General features: G+C 62.5%; 14 protein-coding genes and 3 pseudogenes. 2 read left to right on the plus strand and 15 right to left on the minus strand.

The features are described 5' to 3' along the window. Nucleotides 1–118 precede the first annotated feature (118 nt). The 3 genes from ACIA73_RS11045 to ACIA73_RS11055 form a co-directional block, all read right to left on the minus strand. A complete protein-coding gene (locus tag ACIA73_RS11045; protein WP_399438103.1) occupies nt 119–646 on the minus strand; it encodes a WhiB family transcriptional regulator in 528 nt (175 codons plus the stop codon). A gap of 53 nt (nt 647–699) precedes the next feature. Further along, nucleotides 700–999, minus strand: coding sequence for a hypothetical protein (locus ACIA73_RS11050; protein ID WP_399438104.1), 300 nt, complete (start codon nt 997–999; stop codon nt 700–702). 64 nt (nt 1,000–1,063) lie between these two features. Beyond that, entirely contained in the window at nt 1,064–1,447 is a 384-nt protein-coding gene (locus ACIA73_RS11055) for a helix-turn-helix domain-containing protein (RefSeq protein WP_399438105.1), read from the minus strand. Nucleotides 1,448–1,826: 379 nt separating this feature from the next. On the opposite strand from ACIA73_RS11055, the gene ACIA73_RS11060 reads away from it, so the two are divergent. After that, nucleotides 1,827–2,717, plus strand: coding sequence for a helix-turn-helix transcriptional regulator (locus ACIA73_RS11060; protein WP_399438106.1), 891 nt, complete (start codon nt 1,827–1,829; stop codon nt 2,715–2,717). Nucleotides 2,718–2,738: 21 nt separating this feature from the next. Here the strand turns inward: ACIA73_RS11060 and ACIA73_RS11065 are convergent, their stop codons facing one another. The 12 genes and pseudogenes from ACIA73_RS11065 to ACIA73_RS11120 all read right to left on the minus strand — a co-directional run bounded on the left by ACIA73_RS11065 (nt 2,739) and on the right by ACIA73_RS11120 (nt 14,545). Further along, the gene (locus tag ACIA73_RS11065) at nt 2,739–3,923 is read right to left on the minus strand and encodes an amidohydrolase family protein (protein ID WP_399438107.1); all 1,185 of its coding nucleotides are present in this window, start codon (nt 3,921–3,923) and stop codon (nt 2,739–2,741) included. Further along, nucleotides 3,917–5,080 carry an MAB_1171c family putative transporter gene (locus tag ACIA73_RS11070; RefSeq protein ID WP_399438108.1) on the minus strand — a complete coding sequence of 388 codons (1,164 nt, stop codon included), beginning with the start codon at nt 5,078–5,080 and terminating at the stop codon, nt 3,917–3,919. Before ACIA73_RS11070 ends, ACIA73_RS11065 begins: the two co-directional genes overlap by 7 nt. Then, nucleotides 5,080–5,622, minus strand: a complete 543-nt coding sequence (locus ACIA73_RS11075) for a hypothetical protein (RefSeq protein ID WP_399438109.1) — start codon at nt 5,620–5,622, stop codon at nt 5,080–5,082. The genes ACIA73_RS11070 and ACIA73_RS11075 overlap by 1 nt, the downstream gene beginning before the upstream one ends. 624 nt (nt 5,623–6,246) lie before the next feature. Then, a pseudogene (locus tag ACIA73_RS11080) lies at nt 6,247–6,769 on the minus strand (transposase family protein); the annotation flags it as partial. Nucleotides 6,770–6,807: 38 nt separating this feature from the next. Continuing rightward, nucleotides 6,808–7,212: a VOC family protein gene (locus ACIA73_RS11085; protein ID WP_399438110.1), complete on the minus strand. Its 405-nt coding sequence runs from the start codon at nt 7,210–7,212 to the stop codon at nt 6,808–6,810. Then, on the minus strand, nt 7,209–8,468 hold the full coding sequence (locus tag ACIA73_RS11090) for an IS256 family transposase (RefSeq protein ID WP_399438111.1): 1,260 nt from the start codon (nt 8,466–8,468) through the stop codon (nt 7,209–7,211). Before ACIA73_RS11090 ends, ACIA73_RS11085 begins: the two co-directional genes overlap by 4 nt. A gap of 86 nt (nt 8,469–8,554) precedes the next feature. Beyond that, nucleotides 8,555–8,892, minus strand: a pseudogene (locus ACIA73_RS11095) (transposase family protein); the annotation flags it as partial. A gap of 79 nt (nt 8,893–8,971) precedes the next feature. Continuing rightward, the gene (locus ACIA73_RS11100; protein WP_399438112.1) at nt 8,972–10,246 is read right to left on the minus strand and encodes an ABC transporter permease; all 1,275 of its coding nucleotides are present in this window, start codon (nt 10,244–10,246) and stop codon (nt 8,972–8,974) included. Further along, a complete protein-coding gene (locus tag ACIA73_RS11105) occupies nt 10,243–10,953 on the minus strand; it encodes an ABC transporter ATP-binding protein (protein WP_399438113.1) in 711 nt (236 codons plus the stop codon). The genes ACIA73_RS11100 and ACIA73_RS11105 overlap by 4 nt, the downstream gene beginning before the upstream one ends. A gap of 64 nt (nt 10,954–11,017) precedes the next feature. Continuing rightward, on the minus strand, nt 11,018–12,433 hold the full coding sequence (locus ACIA73_RS11110; protein WP_399438114.1) for a peptidoglycan-binding protein: 1,416 nt from the start codon (nt 12,431–12,433) through the stop codon (nt 11,018–11,020). A gap of 796 nt (nt 12,434–13,229) precedes the next feature. Next, on the minus strand, nt 13,230–14,093 hold the full coding sequence (locus ACIA73_RS11115) for a hypothetical protein (RefSeq protein WP_399438115.1): 864 nt from the start codon (nt 14,091–14,093) through the stop codon (nt 13,230–13,232). Between the two features lie 74 nt (nt 14,094–14,167). Beyond that, complete coding sequence (locus ACIA73_RS11120; protein ID WP_399438116.1) at nt 14,168–14,545, minus strand: peptidase inhibitor family I36 protein; 378 nt, start codon at nt 14,543–14,545, stop codon at nt 14,168–14,170. A 259-nt stretch (nt 14,546–14,804) separates the two neighbouring features. Here ACIA73_RS11120 and ACIA73_RS11125 point away from each other — a divergent pair. Beyond that, nucleotides 14,805–15,603: pseudogene (locus tag ACIA73_RS11125) on the plus strand (transposase family protein). The last annotated feature ends 185 nt before the right edge of the window (nt 15,604–15,788 follow it).

Consider the following 15,788-nt stretch of genomic DNA (forward strand, 5'->3'; position numbering starts at 1 on the left):
AATGCAGGTTTCCGCACTCTTCTCTTCGCGATGAATAGCGGAGGCGTGAGTTCCACCTATTTTGGGCATGACGGATCTCCGGTGGCTTACGAAAGAGTGGAAGGGGTGAACGAAGTGCCTAGGCCGCGACGAAATGCTCGATTGTCGTCGCTACCGATCTCCGTTCATTTCGCGCGAGCTTCAACAGGTACTTGCGCGAGAGTCCCAAGCCGCGAGCCGCTTGGTCTTTGTCGTATGCGCTCTGGTCGTTCGCAAAGCGGGAGATGGCTTCCTTGAACTCGGCCGCAGAGAGGCCGGAGGGAACTCCGCTAAGGGCGTTCGAAACGCTCTCCTCCCGGATACGCTGATCCCACCCCTTGTGCAGGTCCTCGCGTTCCGATGCCAGCAGGCCAGCCCGGATTCCATACTCCGTGCCAAGTTCCAGCGCCTCGATCAGGCATCGAGCCTGAGTCGCGAGGGGGCAGCGTGCGCACGCGTTCAGGCTGCGTTGCAGAGGGGTCCCTTCATCTGCGGCACGAGACTTAACGGCAGCCGGACTTCTATCGAATCCGTCTCCGGCAGGGAAGAAGTCCTCGGTCTTGCTGCCCGTGCAAGCGGCATCTTCCGCCCAATTCCTACTGTCGGCGTCAAGCGCAGTCAGGATCAAGGGAGCCCACTCCCCTGATCGAGCTGAGTGGATGAGGGGTGCCATCTTCTCAGTCATTCCGAAACCTCAGCAGCTTGGGCTTCATAATCTACGAAACGTGCGAACACCAAGTACTCACCCTTGACTGTTCGAGAAGCTGCTTCGAAACGTCCGGCAGGCCGAAACGCGGCCAAGAGGCCATGATTGATTTTGTACGCAGCGGTGGCCGCCTGCGTCGACTTGTCATGCCGTTGAATCCTTGCCCATCGTCCCGGATGCTCCATGAGGGTATTGGCTATGCAGGTGAATCGGATACCGCTCTTCCGCTCCTTCTTCTCGGGCGAAGGGAGCATCTGAAACTGCACGATTGACATCGAATATCTCCGCGATGAGGCAGCACTCTTCGCACGGTGGGCAGAAGAATGCGCAGGGCTTAGTTCAGGAACGCGCGCGGGACCGCGAAGACGGCTTGAGCGCAGAGAGCGGCGTGGAACTGTTGCCGTATCGAGGAGTAATCGCTTCTTCGGGGCTAACGAAGAACATCTCTGAAATCGCTTTGAGGTCCGACTCGGCGAAGAGCACGAATTTGCCCATCTTGCGGTGCGGGAGCTTCCCGATGCGCTCTCGGAGCCACTTCTCCGGAATGCCCAACCGCTGGGCCGCTTCGTCGTAGCTGACGTGCAGCCGGGTGTCCTCGGACGCCGGAAGTCGGCGGAGTGCCGCTTCCAGGTGCTCCGCGCCGGCCAGCAGGCGCAGGATCGGTTCCAAGCCCCTCAGATCAAGGGCGGAGGCACCCACGGGTGCCTCTGCGGGGAGGCTCATGAGAGACTCACTCCTTCAGCGGGCAGTCTCGTACCTGCCTGCGATCGGTAACGACAGGGCTCCGCCCCGTTGTTGCTGCTCTGTGCTGACCGCGAGGATTCCAACGCCCGTGCGGTCTGCACTGCTTCTTCGGGAGGCTCACGCCTCCCCGCGACTCGGCCCGCCGACATGGAGTTACAGCTCCTGTCGGTGGGCCGAAGTCGTCTCCGGCTCGCGCCGAGGGCGAGGTGGTGCGCCCATAGAAATGGGCAAGTAGCGCTACGGGGTGTACGTTAGGCACCCTGTTTCGCTAAAATGACTCTATCGCATTTTGGGGAACGGATCAATAGATTGAAGTTTCCCTAGTTTCGACAACCAGAGTTCGGGAGCAGGATCTCGGATGGCCCCTCGCCGGTTCGACCCGGAGCGCGTACGCGCGCTGCGTCGGGCTGCCGACGCCACGCAGAGCGACATGGCCGAAGGGCTCGGCGTGTCCCCTGCCGCTGTTGCTTCGTGGGAGAGCGGCCGTTCGGTCCCCGACGGCGAGGCGCTGCCCGCTGTCGCCCGCTTCCTTAAGCAGGACCTGGACGACCTCTTTCCGCGCGACGGCCTGCCGGATCTGACAGACCTCCGGTGCGACGCAGGGTTCTCCCAGTACGAGACCAAGGATCTGCTGGGCACCAAGAGTGCGGGACCGGTCGCGAACGCCGAGCGAGGGAAAAGGCGTCTGGGGGACAAGTTCGTCGCCCCGCTGGCCAAGGGATACCGGGTCACGGTTGACGACCTTCTTGCTGCGCAAGAGCGGTCCTTCGGCAATGACGCACGCGAACCCGACAGTAAGTCAGTCGACTTGCCCCAGGCCCCGCAGACCCTGGCGGATAAGTTCGCTCATCAGCTCAGCCTCTCGTACCCCGGTGAGCAGGAGGTGCCTTCGGACTCCGAGATCGCGCGCCGTGTCAACGAGTACGCGGGTGGGCCCATCGTCACCGCGAACGACATCACGAATCTGCGCACCGGCGTTGCGCAGGAGACGACGCCGTTGGTGTGTGAAGGGCTGGGCGCGTTCTTCGGTGTCTCGCCGGCCTACTTCAAGACAGGTGACGCCGTCGCGCGGCAGATTGTCGACGGGCTGAGGCTCCTGGGGGACGCCCCGGAGGGTGGTATTGGCCGCGTGCAAGCACGTGGCATGGGGCCGGAGGGCCTATCGGATGACGTGCTCGCCTTCATCCAAGAGGTAGCCGCGGAACTGAAAGAGCGGGGCCTGCCTGCCCCCAAGGGAGACAAGCAGTAGCCCCGCTAGTAGAGCGTGTACCTACATCTTCGGCTGGTAGTGCCTTCCTGCGGTGATCACCGTACGGACGGAAGAGAGCGCGCCGAGGTCCTTCAGTGGGTCACCATCAACGATCAGCAGGTCCGCCTTGTAGCCGGGTACGAGGCGCCCGGTCTGGTCGCCGAGCCCGAGTGCGCGGGCGGCTTCGGCGGTGGCCATGTCGATGATCCGGCTGTTCGGTAGTCCGAGGTGGGCGTAGAAGCCCAGGCTGGAGATCAGCCCTCCGAAGCCCGCCCGCTGAACACCGGCATCGGTGCCGGCCACGAGCTTCACTCCGGCGTCAGCCATCTCGCGGATGAGTCCGAACATCGCGTCGGCCCGCTCCTGCCCGAAGATCCGGGGGAGCATCTGCCAGTGCTGGCTGACGGCCGGGCAGACGTGGATGCCGTTGGCGAGAATCTCGTCCAGGACCTCCTTGCGCAGCTCGAACCCGTCCTCCGTCATCCAAGTGCAGTGCTCGATCGAGTCCACACCGGCGGCCACGGCTGCGGCGATGCCGTCGGTGCCGTGCGCGTGAGCCGCAACGGGCAGACCGGCCTTGTGCGCTTCGTCGACGAGCGCGGCCAGTTCCTCGGTGCTGAACTGGTTCTCCCAGCTCGCGGCACCGCCCTTGGTGAGCCCGCCGCCAGTGACCATGGCCTTGATGACGGCCGCACCGCTGGCTGCGTTGCGCTGGACGATGGTACGGACTTCGGCTTCGCCGTCGACCTCTCCGCCGAGGAACCAGCAGTGCCCGCCCTGGGGCGTGACCGGCGTGCCGGCCGAGACGATCCGCGGGCCGTGCGCCGCGCCTTCCGCGATGGCGGCGCCCAGCCGGATGGCAAGGCCGTTGCGGTCGCCGAGGTCACGGGCCGTGGTGACGCCGGTGCCCAGAAGTTGTTCGGCCCGTACCTCCATGTCCGCGAAGAGGGCTTCGTCCTGTGCCTGCTGTAGGGCGGCGGTCGGGTCGGCGCTGCCGTCGAAGACGAGGTGTACGTGGCAGTCGATGAGCCCTGGCAACAGGGTCGATTCGGGGAAGTCGAGGCGAGGCGTCCCTTCGGGGGCCAGCTCCTCCAGCTCAGTGCGAGGGCCGACCGCCACGATGGCGTCCCCTTGGACGAGGACCGCACCGTCGGTCAGGTACTCGCTCGTGGCCTCGGTGAGGACGCGTCCGGCAGTGATCAGCATGCTTGGCTCTCTTTCGCTTTCGGGGTGGAGCGGTCCGGCACGTCCGCAGGGGCGGGGACCTTCAGGGCGGCGGCCAGGCGCAGAAGTTGTTCCACGTCGGCCGCCCGGTCCTTCTGGGCAGGGATGGTGAGAGAAACGGGGCGTACAGGGCTGCCGTTGGAAGACGTGGCGAGCTGGACGGCTTCGCGGAGGCGTGTAGCTACGTCCGACGGCCCGGCGTCGACTGTTTCTTCCATGTCCACGTAGGGACTGAGCCGGACCAGGCCGTCTCGGCATTCCACGATGCGCCGGTGGTAGCGCCGGTGGACGTTCCGGGCCCGCCAGCGGTCACGGGCCGAGGTGCTGGCCGGGCGCAGAACGAGATCCGGGTACACCTTGGTGAGGAGCTGCCACAGAGGGGCGAGTTGACGGTGCACCCGCTTATGACGGCGCCGAGTTGCCATCGCGGCGATTCGGGCACGGAACATCGGATAGCTGAGGCCGACCACGAAGAAGATGCTTGCCAGCACCAACAACAAGGCCACACTCGCCGTCAGGGGCTTCGGCACTTCGCCGCCCTGATTCCGGATCACGACGAACGCCGCGCGGATGGCACAGGAGACGGCCATGAAGGCAAGCCCCACCGCCGCCAGCCACAGCCCGGTGGACAGCGGGCGTTCCGTCATCCGCGCGTACCGACGTGTCCACCAGAAGGCCGCCCCCGCCGCGTACGCCATGTACCCGCCGGCGAGGAGGAAGAAGACGGCCGTCTGCGGAATGGCCATGTCCGCTGTGGAGTAGCTGCCCGCGAGCGCCGACTGTGAGGTCGAGAGCGCATCCACCGTCAGCACGGCAGCCACCACCAGGAGGGCCACGCCCTCCCGACGAGCACGCCGCCGTCCGGCCACGTCGTCCGCAGCCGAGTACAGGTAGAAGCACATCAGGAAGTAGCAGCAGCCCATCAGCAGAAGGTTCTGCACGAGCTTCGCCAGGCCGTGCCCGGTGAAAGTGTCGAACTCGGCGACGCCGCTGGGCATTGCGACGGTGTACGAGAGCCCGCCGCACAACAGGCACAGCGCCACGGAGCGAAGCGGGGCGTTGCCGGGATCGCGAGCAAGCTGGGAGAACTTCCAGACCACCGCGATGAAGAGCACGGTCAGGAACGGGATGATCACCATTACATCCACCCGAGGTGATCACCGAGCGCTGCTTGAACTCGGCGTGCGGCGGGATCTTCCACGCTCACGGGCATGACGGCATCCAGCACCGAGGCCCACTCCAGAATGATGGTCGCTACCATCTCGGCTTCGAGTTCCTGCGCCGTGTCGTACATGTCGCGGTGAAGCGTGGGCTGAGCGGAGTCCAGCCTGCCGTCCGGGGCCATGACGCCCTTCAGCTTCGCGGGGTCAATGCCAGGATGGTCGGCCAGGATGTGGCCCACCTCGTGCAGGATGATGTGGTCCTGATGCAGCTTGGTCGTCTCGCTCTGAAAGACGATCAAGTCTGCGGTCTCCAGCTCGGCCCGCAACCCTTGGGGGCCGGGAGTTCGCAGAGGGAACTCCCGCAGCTCGATGTGCCGCTCCCGGTGAGTCGACAACGCCTTGCACAGCACTGCGACGTCGAGGGGCGGGTGCACATCGAGTACTTGGAGCTGCTGGCGGACGTAACGCTGTAGTCCGCGTTCATCGGCGCAGCCCTCTCGCCCGGGGGGGAAGTCCATCCCCGCCCTCCCCCGGATCGTGCCGCTCATCCTTCCCCGACGTCCCGGGGAATTGGAGCGACCGTGATGCCACCACATGGCCGGTCCTCCATCAGCAGAAGAAGCCCCGCCCTTCGGTTCAGGAGCGGTCGAAAGCCATCTTGCACGGTGGTGATCATCGCTCTGCGTAGTCATCTGGGTGACCGATGGGAACCCTCCGGGCGTTCCCGAAACGCAAGATCTGACTGCGATTTCTTCTGCAGACTGTGGAAGTACGGCTGTTGGGTGGCTGTGAACCGCGAAGGAGCTGAGTTGATCTTCCGGTGAGGATGTAGCCAGCAAGGGTCGAGAGTCCCGAAACCGGCGACGAAGGTCACATCCGCGACGGGCCCTATGAGAACTTAATGACCACTTAAGTGCTTAGCGGATTAAGTAGCTTGTGCCCCTTTAGGTATATTTTGTGAGGGTGAGTATTATTGAAATCCGGACCAATGCGCTTAGTTGTTCCGGCGTCGCTGCTGGGTCTGCGTCCTGGCGTGCGGTCGGACGTGGGGGTATGTCGCATGGGAGATTCCCAGGTGTGCGGAGGTGAATGCCCCTTCATGTGGCACTTCAGAATGAGCACGCTAGGTAACTGAGCTTCTTTCATCCTGAATAGTCGCAGTTCAGTAGAGTGTGGACGGCTTGGACGATGGTGCCGATGCGGCGGGTGGAGCATCTGGCTCGCCGGAGCAGTCGCCAGGACTCAGTTGCGCGAAGGCGCCTTCGCCGGGAGTACTGAGTCGGCGTGTGCACGGTTGAACTGCTGGTAGTGCTCGGGCTGTTCACGGAGGTGGTAGTACGGCGTGCGGGAGGTGGCGCCGGCTCCCTGGTAGGCGCGGTCCGCGAGCACGATAATCTGCCTGGTCTGGCACGCTTGGACTATGCCGTGCGCGCGGGCTGACGTCAGGTCGTGAGAGCGGTCGGGTGTCGCGCGGGAGAGCCAAAGCGGTGTCCCGTCGGGACGGGCGATGACCTGCACGTTCATGCCGTGGTTGCGGTGTTTCTGCGAGTAGTACGGCTGGTCTGCGCGGATTCGGTCGGTGGGGATGAGGGTGCCGTCGACAATGACGTGGTCGCCCTCGCCGAGGCCGGTAAGGGCTTCGTGCAGGCCGGGCGGAGTAATCGTGAAGACCTGTGGGTCGGTTGAGCTCAGTTTCGTTCGGGTTACTTGATCGCGACGAGCTCGACCTCGAAGCCGTCGTCGTTCTCCAGGTAGGCGGCGTAGTGCTGTCCGCCGCCGGCGTATGGATGCCGCTCGGGAAACAACAGGTGCCAGCCGTGCTGAGCGGCTTTGGCAGACAGCTTCTCGACGGTAGCGGCATCTTCGACGTGGAAGGCCAGGTGGTTCAGTCCTGGGCGGCAGCGGTCGTGCTGTTCGGCGGTCAGGGCCGGGGACTGCTCGATGACCAGGTAGGTCGGCCCGAGCCGCCAGCTGCGGCCGGCGTTCCAACTCTGGAAGAGGGCATAACCCAGCGACTCCAACAGCCAGCCGAGCGAGGCCAGCGCGCGCTGGAGGTCCGGCACCCAGACTTCGACGTGATGCAACGTGCCGTGTGTTGGCCGACTCATGCGGCCACCGCCTCGGCACGCTCGACGAGGTGGCCGCGTTCGAAGCGGGCTCCGGCGCGAACACGCGCGACGAGGTGGGGTGCGTTGACCGCCCGCCACCGGGCCTGGGCGGACTCGACGAGCTTGAAGACCATGGCAAGCGCGGCGGCCGCACTGCCGGCACCCTTGGTGACCTTGGTCCGCAGCCGTACCGTCGCGAAGGTCGATTCGATGGGATTCGTCGTGCGCAGGTGGACCCAGTGCTCAGCCGGGAAATCGTAGAACGCCAGCAGTTCGTCAACGTCGTCGGTGATCTTCTTGACGGCCTTGGGCCACTTCACGCCGTACATCTTGTCGAACGCGGCGACGGCCGTGACCGCGTGCTCGCGGTCCTCGGCGTTGTACATGTCCTGCAATGCCTTGCGCGCGCCAGGCTGGGCCGACTTCGGCAGGGCGTTGAGCACATTGGCCGTTTTGTGAACCCAGCACCGTTGATGGCGGGTGTCGGGGAACACCTCCATCAGGGCCTTCCAGAAGCCGAGTGCGCCGTCGCCGACCGCGAGGACGGGGGCGTTCATCCCGCGCCGGGCGGCATCGCGCAGCAGATCGGCCCAGGATTCGGCGGACTCGCGGTAGCCGTCGGCCATCGCGATCAGCTCCTTGGTGCCGTCCGCTCGCACTCCCATGACGACCAGGACGCAGGACTTGGCCTCGGCCAGGCGGATGCGCAGATGGATGCCGTCGGACCAGACATAGACGTAGTCGGACCCGATCAGGTCGCGCTCGCCGAAGGCTTTGTGGTCGGCCTGCCACTGTGCGGTCAGACGCGTGACCGTGGCAGGTGAGAGGCCGGCTGAGGAACCGAGGAACTGCTCAAGCGCGGGCACAAAGTCCCCGGAGGACAGACCGTGCAGGTAGAGCAGCGGCAGCACCTCGCTGATCTTCGGGGACTTGCGGCACCAGGGCGGCAGGATCGCCGAGGAGTACCGCTTGCGCTCCCCGGTCGTTTCGTCGACGCGCCTGTCGTTCACACGCGGCGCCTTGACCTCGACTGTCCCGGCGGCGGTGGTGACCTTCCGTGGCTGGTGGTAGCCGTTGCGGACCACCAGCCGCCGACCGCCCTCGTCCCGCTGGTCGGCCAACTCGTCTATATAGGCGTTGACTTCGGCCTCAAGTGCGGCGGCCAGCATCCGCCGTGCGCCCTCGCGGACGATCTCGATCTCATCGATCAGAGAGCCGTTCGGGGTGGTGCCATCGGCATTGACTACGCTGAGCACGGGCGTGCCTTCCCGGCCGACGTTCGCAGCGTCGGCCTACTCGGTGACCTTCAATCGATCACTCGGGAAGGTACGCCCTTCGCGCGCTCCCCGAGCCCCGATCCACAGGTCCTGAGCATTGCTCGGCCGGGCGCCCAGGAGGCCAGGACATCGAAGGTCTCGTTGACGTATCGCCAGGCGGTGGCTTGAGATTTCCCGAAACCGGCCCCGAGCTGGGCGGACGTCTCGTTCTGACGCAGGTGGACCAGCGAGAGCAGCACCTGCTTGAAGCAACCGAGCTTGTGCCAGCGGGTGTTGCGGACCCGACGGTGCTCGTACAGCAGCCAGGAGACATGCTCGACGAGCTCGTGCGGGACATCGAGCATGGCAGAATACGGAACCACAAGGCCCCTCAAGTCGCCGGTGTGATGAGTGAGATCACCACGCCAACGACGAGGGGCCCTGCCTCGTCACCACACCCACTGACCAGCCCGTTTCACCCGCCAGCACAGGATGAAAGAGGCTCAGTGGCGGAGCGTTTCGGCAGGCTGGACCCGCGCTGCGCGCCAGGCTGGGTAGAGGCCCGCCAGAAGCCCAGTTGCGAGCCCGATGATGGGTGCGCCGACAACGACCATCGGATGGATCACCGGTGTCCATTCACGTGCGATGGACACTGCAAGTACAGAGAGAACTCCCAGGCTCGTACCTACAACCCCGCCTAGCGCACCCAAGGCACCCGACTCTGAGAGGAACTGAGCTGTGACGTGGCGGCCTCGGGCACCGAGCGCTCTCCGCAGCCCAATTTCGCTGCGCCTTTCGAGTACAGCAACCAGCGTGGTGTTGGCGATACCAACTGCGCCTATCACGAGACAGAGCGTTGCAAGCAGCAGAAAGAGTTGGTTCAGATCGGAGGAGACGCTAGTACGCAGCGACTTCGGGTCGGGTGGCGGGATCGCCGTGAAGCGTTCGGGGTGAGCGGGGTCCAAGGCAAGTGGAGCCTCTGAGGCGATCTGAACGGCGGCTCCGGGACGGGTGGAAATAAGCATCTTGGCGCGTTCACCAGAAGGATTGCCCCACAGTTGAAGTGCCGTGCTCCGCGGCACCAGCACCGAAGCCAACAACTCCGCCTTACGTTCCACTTCTCCGACGATTCCTATGACTAGGAAGGGATGTTCACCGATGAAGACGGCGGGTGCAGTTTCCAACGTGGTGATACCCAGTGCCTCGGCGGTGCTTGCTCCTAGAACAGCGACACGTTGCGACGTCCGCTCGTGCCATGCGTCGTAACTGCGCCCAGTAGCGAACCGGGGCCGGGCGGCTGCCAGAACACCTGGAGAAGAAGCAAAGACCTGGCTCTGAACCGCACTCACGCTCTTGAGAGGAGCGGCCCGTACAGCAAGCCCTCCATCAAGATTCACAGGCCAGTAAACTCCAGCAGCCTCCACTCCGTTCAAACGGCCCACTAGGGTGTCGGCTCCGGAGGGAAAGGACAACGGTACGAACTCTGCTCGCGGACCTCCGGTATCCTCTATTGTCACTTCCGTGGCTGTGAGGGAATTGAACCGAGTGTCGATTTGCGAAGACGTGGTGGTGGTCAGGCCGAGGACCGCGACGAAGGTACCCACGCCCAGAACAGTCCCCAGGGCGGTCAAGGCGGACCGAGCGGGACGTTGAAGGATCCCAGCAACGGCTTCGAGCCCCAAGTCTCGAGCGGACAACCGTGACGGCTCGATGTCCCCAATCCCGCAGTTCGTGTACCTCCTGGATCGCAGCCTGTGCAGGAACTCAGGCCGTTTCATGCGACTGCTTTCCGACACTCGGTGAGTCGGCCGTCTCTGATGTCCACCATGCGCGAGCCGCGGGAGGCGACACCAGCATCGTGGGTAATCAGCAGTACGGTCATTCCCTCGCGATGCAGAACGTCGAAGAGGCTCAGAACGGACTCCGCAGTGGCGCTGTCGAGGTTCCCTGTCGGCTCATCGCACAGCAGCAAAGCCGGACGGGAGACCAGGGCACGGGCGATGGCGACGCGCTGTCGTTCGCCGCCCGAGAGCCGACTGGGCAACGCTTCGATTCGGTGGGCTAGCCCGACCTTCGTCAGTGCGCTTACAGCGAGTGCGCGCCGCTCGGCGCGCGGCGTCCCGTTGTAGAGAGAAGCGAGCATGACATTGGCGAGAGCCGAGCGGTGAGCCAGCAAATGGAATGCCTGGAAGACGAAGCCGATGCGGCGCCCTCGCAGTGCCGAACGCTCGACGTCACTGAGTGCGCTCGTGTCGATGCCGTCCAGGAGATAGCTCCCGTCGGTGGGGCCGTCCAGCAGGCCGGCGACATTCAAGAAGGTGGACTTGCCCGATCCGGAGGGGCCAACGATCGTGACGTAGTCGCCGGGCAGAATCAACAGGTTGACCGCACTGAGTGCTGTGACGGGTGGCGGTCCAGGGTATGTGAGAGAGACATTTCGGAACTCGATGACGGGCCGGGCTCGGGGAGAGGCGTCCTGACCCATGACGTCTGAGGGGTCATTACGCTCGGGTGAGCACGTATGGTCTTGCAAACGGTCTGCGGATTCTTCACGAACCACTGGTGGCACCCCGCCCCTGCTCCCGTACGCCCACGACGGCTAGGCTGCCCGGTTTAACGGCCTTCTTGTCCAACGGGCGAATTTCCACGTACCCGTCTCCTTCAGTGCCGGTCACGACTTCAACCGGGACGCGTACGCCCTTGTCGTAGAGCGTTACCAACGTCTTACCGTTGGCCCCTGCCGAGACTGCTGTGATAGGCACCACCAAGACCTTCTGGCGAGAGGAGGCCGACTCCACTGTGACGCGTACATCCTGCGCCACGAAGCGGGGTGGTAGGGGCTTGTCGGGGCTTATCACGAAGGGGAATCCGGCAGCCTGCCCGGGCCTCGTTTCAGTCGTGCCCTCGCTCTGCTCTTCTTCTCTGACGGCTTCGTCGGCAACCGACAGGACGACACCGTGTGCGGAAGTTCCGTCGGTCTCCGAGAGGACCTGGACCCGCTGCCCTGCCCGTACGAGGCCTTTCTCGTGAGCACCGAGTGCTCCCTTGATTACGAGGGCGCCCGCAGAAACCGTCATGGCCTTGCCTGAGATCACGGAGCCGACGGACACCGGCACGCTTTCCACCCGGGCGGGAAAGCCCTGCAGGAAAGTGACTTCGGAAGCCGGAAGCATAGGGCCGTTCTCACTGATGGCTTTGGAGAGGTCGCTGCGGGCCGACTTCAAGTCCTCAGTTGCGCGTTCCACTTCGCGACCAACTGAGGCACCGTTCCCCGAGCTGGGATTCGGGCCAACACTAGACGCCGGACTTGGTGTCTTTCCCGGTTTACTCTGCGCGCCTTGCCCGTCTCGCACGTCTTGGAGGCGTCGCTCCGCACTCTTCACGCTTGCTCTCGCGGCCTTGACCTGCTCTTGGCCATCCTCCTGTGCAGGCAATGGGGCGTAGCCCAGAACTCGGTAGTACGAAGAGAGGGCTCGTTTGGTCGCTTCACCGAAGTATCCGTTGTGGTCCCCGCTGCTGTCGTGGCCGAGGCGGGACAGGGCTTTGCGCAATTGCGTGACGTCGCGGCCTTGTGACCCTGGTTTCAGGTCGCGATAGGCCGGAAGATCACCCTGCAGTGCGGTCAACGGACGGCCTGATATTTCTATGAGCGACTGGCCATGCTTGACCTGACTGCCTGCCTTCACCGGAAGTCGGGTGACGACTGCTTTGCCACCACCTTCAGCCCCGGCCGCGGAGGGTGCGATCTCTACGGATTGTCCCGCCGTCACTCTGCCCCGAGTCACAACTGAACTGGACAACACGCGGAATTCCACCGGCGCAGTCAGCACGTCCGCTGTTGGCGGACCAGTCTCAGCGGTCCGCTGCGCCGGCGACTTGATGACCAGCGTCGCTGCTAGACCGGCGCCAGTAATCACGACCGAGCCGAGCACCAAACTCGCAGCTACACGGTGGGTGCGCGACAACTGACCCCATTTTCCGCGTTTCGTAGAGTGCTCTTGCAACTGAGTGACAGGGTCCTCTGCCGATCTCACGTGCTCCTCGCTCTTCACTAGCGTTCGCCTGCTTCTTCTTCATCTCGTTCTACAGACAAGTCGCGAATGACGGGCACACGCTGACCCATTCCGTTGTCAGTGGATACAGGAAAGTCGGAGTCGCTCTTAGTTCGCTGGCCCGATGATCGCGCCTAAGATAGAACTACAACTCTGCTGATCTCGTATACCAATCTAGAGAGGCACAGTTACCTACTTCGCGTTCATGTTAGCCTTTAGGCACTTCCGGATTGCAGGTACACGCGCATCTGTGCCGTCATCCAGCAACACCGGATCTTCCCGTTCCGCATTCCAGGTCCCAGCCTTACTTACGATGAGGCAGGATGTGACTCGCTGCTGGAAGGAGGTACGCGGATTCTCCTTCCGATCCGTAGAGGCCACGATCTGTGCGAAATCGTCGCGCTCAGCGGTACATTTTCCCTTCGCCGGTTGTAGACCACCAGATCCGGCTTTTGGCTTCGCAAAGATAATGTCCGAGCTCACTTCTGCCTTTACGTCATTACTTTCCAGGCATGCCGCGTAAGCCTTAATCTCGGAACTTGACTCGGGGATAAAATCGTTTGTCCCCGAGGAACTTGCAGACGGCTCTGGAATAGAAGAAGCCTCTTGTGTGCACCCTGTGAGTGCGAGAGAAATTACTGCGAGTAGCGGGAAGAGTTTCTTGGCTTTCATTAATCTGCCCTTAATCCTGGGTGATACTTCCGGGAAGCTAAACTTTCGAATTTCGCAAGATGACCTGAATTGCTTTTTGAACTTCTTTGAGTTCTTCGGCGTGCTGTTCGATGGCGATCTTTTGATAAGCTGTATCTACAGCTGTCCATACACCCAAAAGATTTACGGACTTCTTGCATTCTACGTCGGAAACTGCTGTTCTGATCTCTTTAGGGGATGCACTCTTTCCGACACTGAAAGCCGGGTCGTCGTTCGCATCCATCGGTTCGTTATAGCTATATCCCTTCTTGCGCATGCATTCGGACCAGGCGCCGAATGCTTCCTTGAGGCGCGGATCTCCCTTTGCCTTCTGCGACTCCTCAGCCGCTATCATGCCCGCTCGATCCAAATCTTCGACCATTGGCCCTCCTCGAGAAAGAGACCGCTTGGATTCTGCATCACATCCTCCTCGTGGTATAGCTGTGCCATTCGCTTGAGTCTGCCCTTGGCCTTTAATGATGGTCTGCACTTCAGGGCTCAACTTGGGCGAAGCCGGCCTCTCTCGAGTTTTATGCGAAGGAATTCTGTATCCACTTACGCGAACTTCACTGAGGTCAGTCACGCCATATATGCGTTCATTCGAGGACATCGAGTTCTGTGAGCTAGGGGCGCGAAGATCAAGATCGTATCCGAATCGCTTAAGGCACTTGTTCAGCTCTGCCACTTGAGCGCGGAGGGCGAGATTCCTTTCGTCTCTCGTCATTCGGTAGGCATCCAGAGGGAGCCGCAAGTCTTTCGTACTTGTAACAACTTCCGGAGTGCCTATCTCCGGCAGACCTTTCTCGCCGCCTGCTCCACAACCGGCCAATCCCGTCAGGGCGATGCCAAAAACTAGGAGAGAATGATTCCGTTGAATATTCATCGGTTTTCCTCGAATCTAAAAATTCCCCCGAATCTTAATTAGATTCGGGGGAATCGAGTTCTGCCAGCTGATGACTAGAAGTAGTGCGAGCTGACAGTGTTGTCCCAAGTGGAGGTGAAACTGGCGCGCTTTCCGTTGGTTCCAGTCGTGAAGTAGCCACCACCGGCATTTTTATGCTGGTAGCTCTCGAGAATGTTAAGGTCTGCATTGTTCTTCAGGGAGCTAGTGCTGTCGTTGATATTGCCGCCGTAGTTGAACCAGGCGTACCCGTCGTAATCAGGTATGTTAGTGTAGAAGTCGGCTATTCCTCCCGAATAGTTCGCGAGTCTGTAATTGCAGACCTCGTGGTCATCGCAAACTCCGTTGTACGACTGAGCTGCCTGCGCAGCAGGGGCGACAGAAACCGCAAGTGCGACCCCGGCGAGTAGTGCTGCGGCTATCTTCCTTTGCATGAAAACTCTCCCTCTCTTTGGATACCTGAAGGCACCCCTCCGCGAAAACTTTGCCAGAAACTTACATCCGGCACAATAGATTTTCTATACGTTGCCAAATCCTCCATTTAGCTCCCTCTTGTCGCTTTTACCTGAGGGCGGAACCAGGCATTCCGTGGCTGAAGAACGTTTACGTCAGTGAGCCTCTGTCATCCTGTGCTGGCGGGTGAAATGGGCTGGTCGGCAGTCTGGTGACAAGACAGGGCCCCTCGTCGTTGGCGTGGTGATTCCACTCATCACACCGGCGACCGAGGGGCCCTGTTGGTTCCGTATCCTTCCATGCGCGACGTCCCGCACGAGCTCGTCGAGCATGTCTCCTGGCTCATCTACGCCCGAAGGAGTGAACTGCGTTCGCCCTGGCGGAAGTTGATCTGCTTCAAGCAGGCCCTGCTCGCTCTGGCGCATCTACGCAAGAACGAGACGTATCGGCAGTTCGGCGTTGGGGTGTCCGAGGCAACCGCCTGGCGTTACGTCGACGAGACGATCGAGATACTGGCCTCCTGGGCACCCGGCCTGCACGAAGCCTTGACCGGACTCGGTGAAGGCGACTTCGTGATCGCCGACGGCACCCTCATCCCCACCGACCGCATCAGGGCGGACGAGCCGTACTATTCCCAGAAACACAAGGAGCACGGCATGAACGTGCAGGTCATCGCACGTTCGGACGGAACCCCGCTCTGGTTTCTCGCGTGCGACACCGGGGCGTACCCACGACCTGACCGCAGCACGAGCCCATGGCATCGTCTAGGCCTGCCCCACCAGGCAGATTCTCGTGCTCGCGGACCGCGCCTACCAGGGAGCCGGCGCCACCTCCCGCACGCCGTACTACCACCTCCGTGAACAGCCCGAGCACTACCAGCAGTTCAACCGTGCACACGCCGACTCAGTACTCCCGGCGAAGGCGCCTTCGCGCAACTGAGTCCTGGCGACTGCTCCGGCGAGCCAGATGCTCCACCCGCCGCATCGGCACCATCGTCCAAGCCGTCCACACTCTACTGAACTGCGACTATTCAGGATGAAAGAAGCTCAGTGAGCAGGCCGTTGCTGGCCATCACGTCTGGGATGGAGTAACTCGGGACTCCGAGAAGAGCGGCGGCGCGGCTCTCCTGCGCTGCTCGTTGCTTGTCCCGACGCAGGGCAGATTCCTGGGCTTCGGGGGCTACGGCTTTGCCGAAGGTGATTGCCGCTGAGGAAGCAACGGGTG

Source organism: Streptomyces sp. NPDC051561, assembly GCF_044454195.1.
In the GTDB taxonomy this organism is placed as follows: Bacteria; Actinomycetota; Actinomycetes; order Streptomycetales; family Streptomycetaceae; genus Streptomyces.

What these genes read in the sequence shown, in the direction of transcription:
- ACIA73_RS11050 (WP_399438104.1), bottom strand. Translation starts at nt 999, where the DNA reads ATGTCAATCGTGCAGTTTCAGATGCTCCCTTCGCCCGAGAAGAAGGAG.
- ACIA73_RS11055 (WP_399438105.1), bottom strand. Translation starts at nt 1,447, where the DNA reads ATGAGCCTCCCCGCAGAGGCACCCGTGGGTGCCTCCGCCCTTGATCTG.
- ACIA73_RS11060 (WP_399438106.1), top strand. Translation starts at nt 1,827, where the DNA reads ATGGCCCCTCGCCGGTTCGACCCGGAGCGCGTACGCGCGCTGCGTCGG.
- ACIA73_RS11065 (WP_399438107.1), bottom strand. Translation starts at nt 3,923, where the DNA reads ATGCTGATCACTGCCGGACGCGTCCTCACCGAGGCCACGAGCGAGTAC.
- ACIA73_RS11070 (WP_399438108.1), bottom strand. Translation starts at nt 5,080, where the DNA reads ATGGTGATCATCCCGTTCCTGACCGTGCTCTTCATCGCGGTGGTCTGG.
- ACIA73_RS11075 (WP_399438109.1), bottom strand. Translation starts at nt 5,622, where the DNA reads ATGGACTTCCCCCCCGGGCGAGAGGGCTGCGCCGATGAACGCGGACTA.
- ACIA73_RS11085 (WP_399438110.1), bottom strand. Translation starts at nt 7,212, where the DNA reads ATGAGTCGGCCAACACACGGCACGTTGCATCACGTCGAAGTCTGGGTG.
- ACIA73_RS11100 (WP_399438112.1), bottom strand. Translation starts at nt 10,246, where the DNA reads ATGAAACGGCCTGAGTTCCTGCACAGGCTGCGATCCAGGAGGTACACG.
- ACIA73_RS11105 (WP_399438113.1), bottom strand. Translation starts at nt 10,953, where the DNA reads ATGGGTCAGGACGCCTCTCCCCGAGCCCGGCCCGTCATCGAGTTCCGA.
- ACIA73_RS11115 (WP_399438115.1), bottom strand. Translation starts at nt 14,093, where the DNA reads ATGAATATTCAACGGAATCATTCTCTCCTAGTTTTTGGCATCGCCCTG.
- ACIA73_RS11120 (WP_399438116.1), bottom strand. Translation starts at nt 14,545, where the DNA reads ATGCAAAGGAAGATAGCCGCAGCACTACTCGCCGGGGTCGCACTTGCG.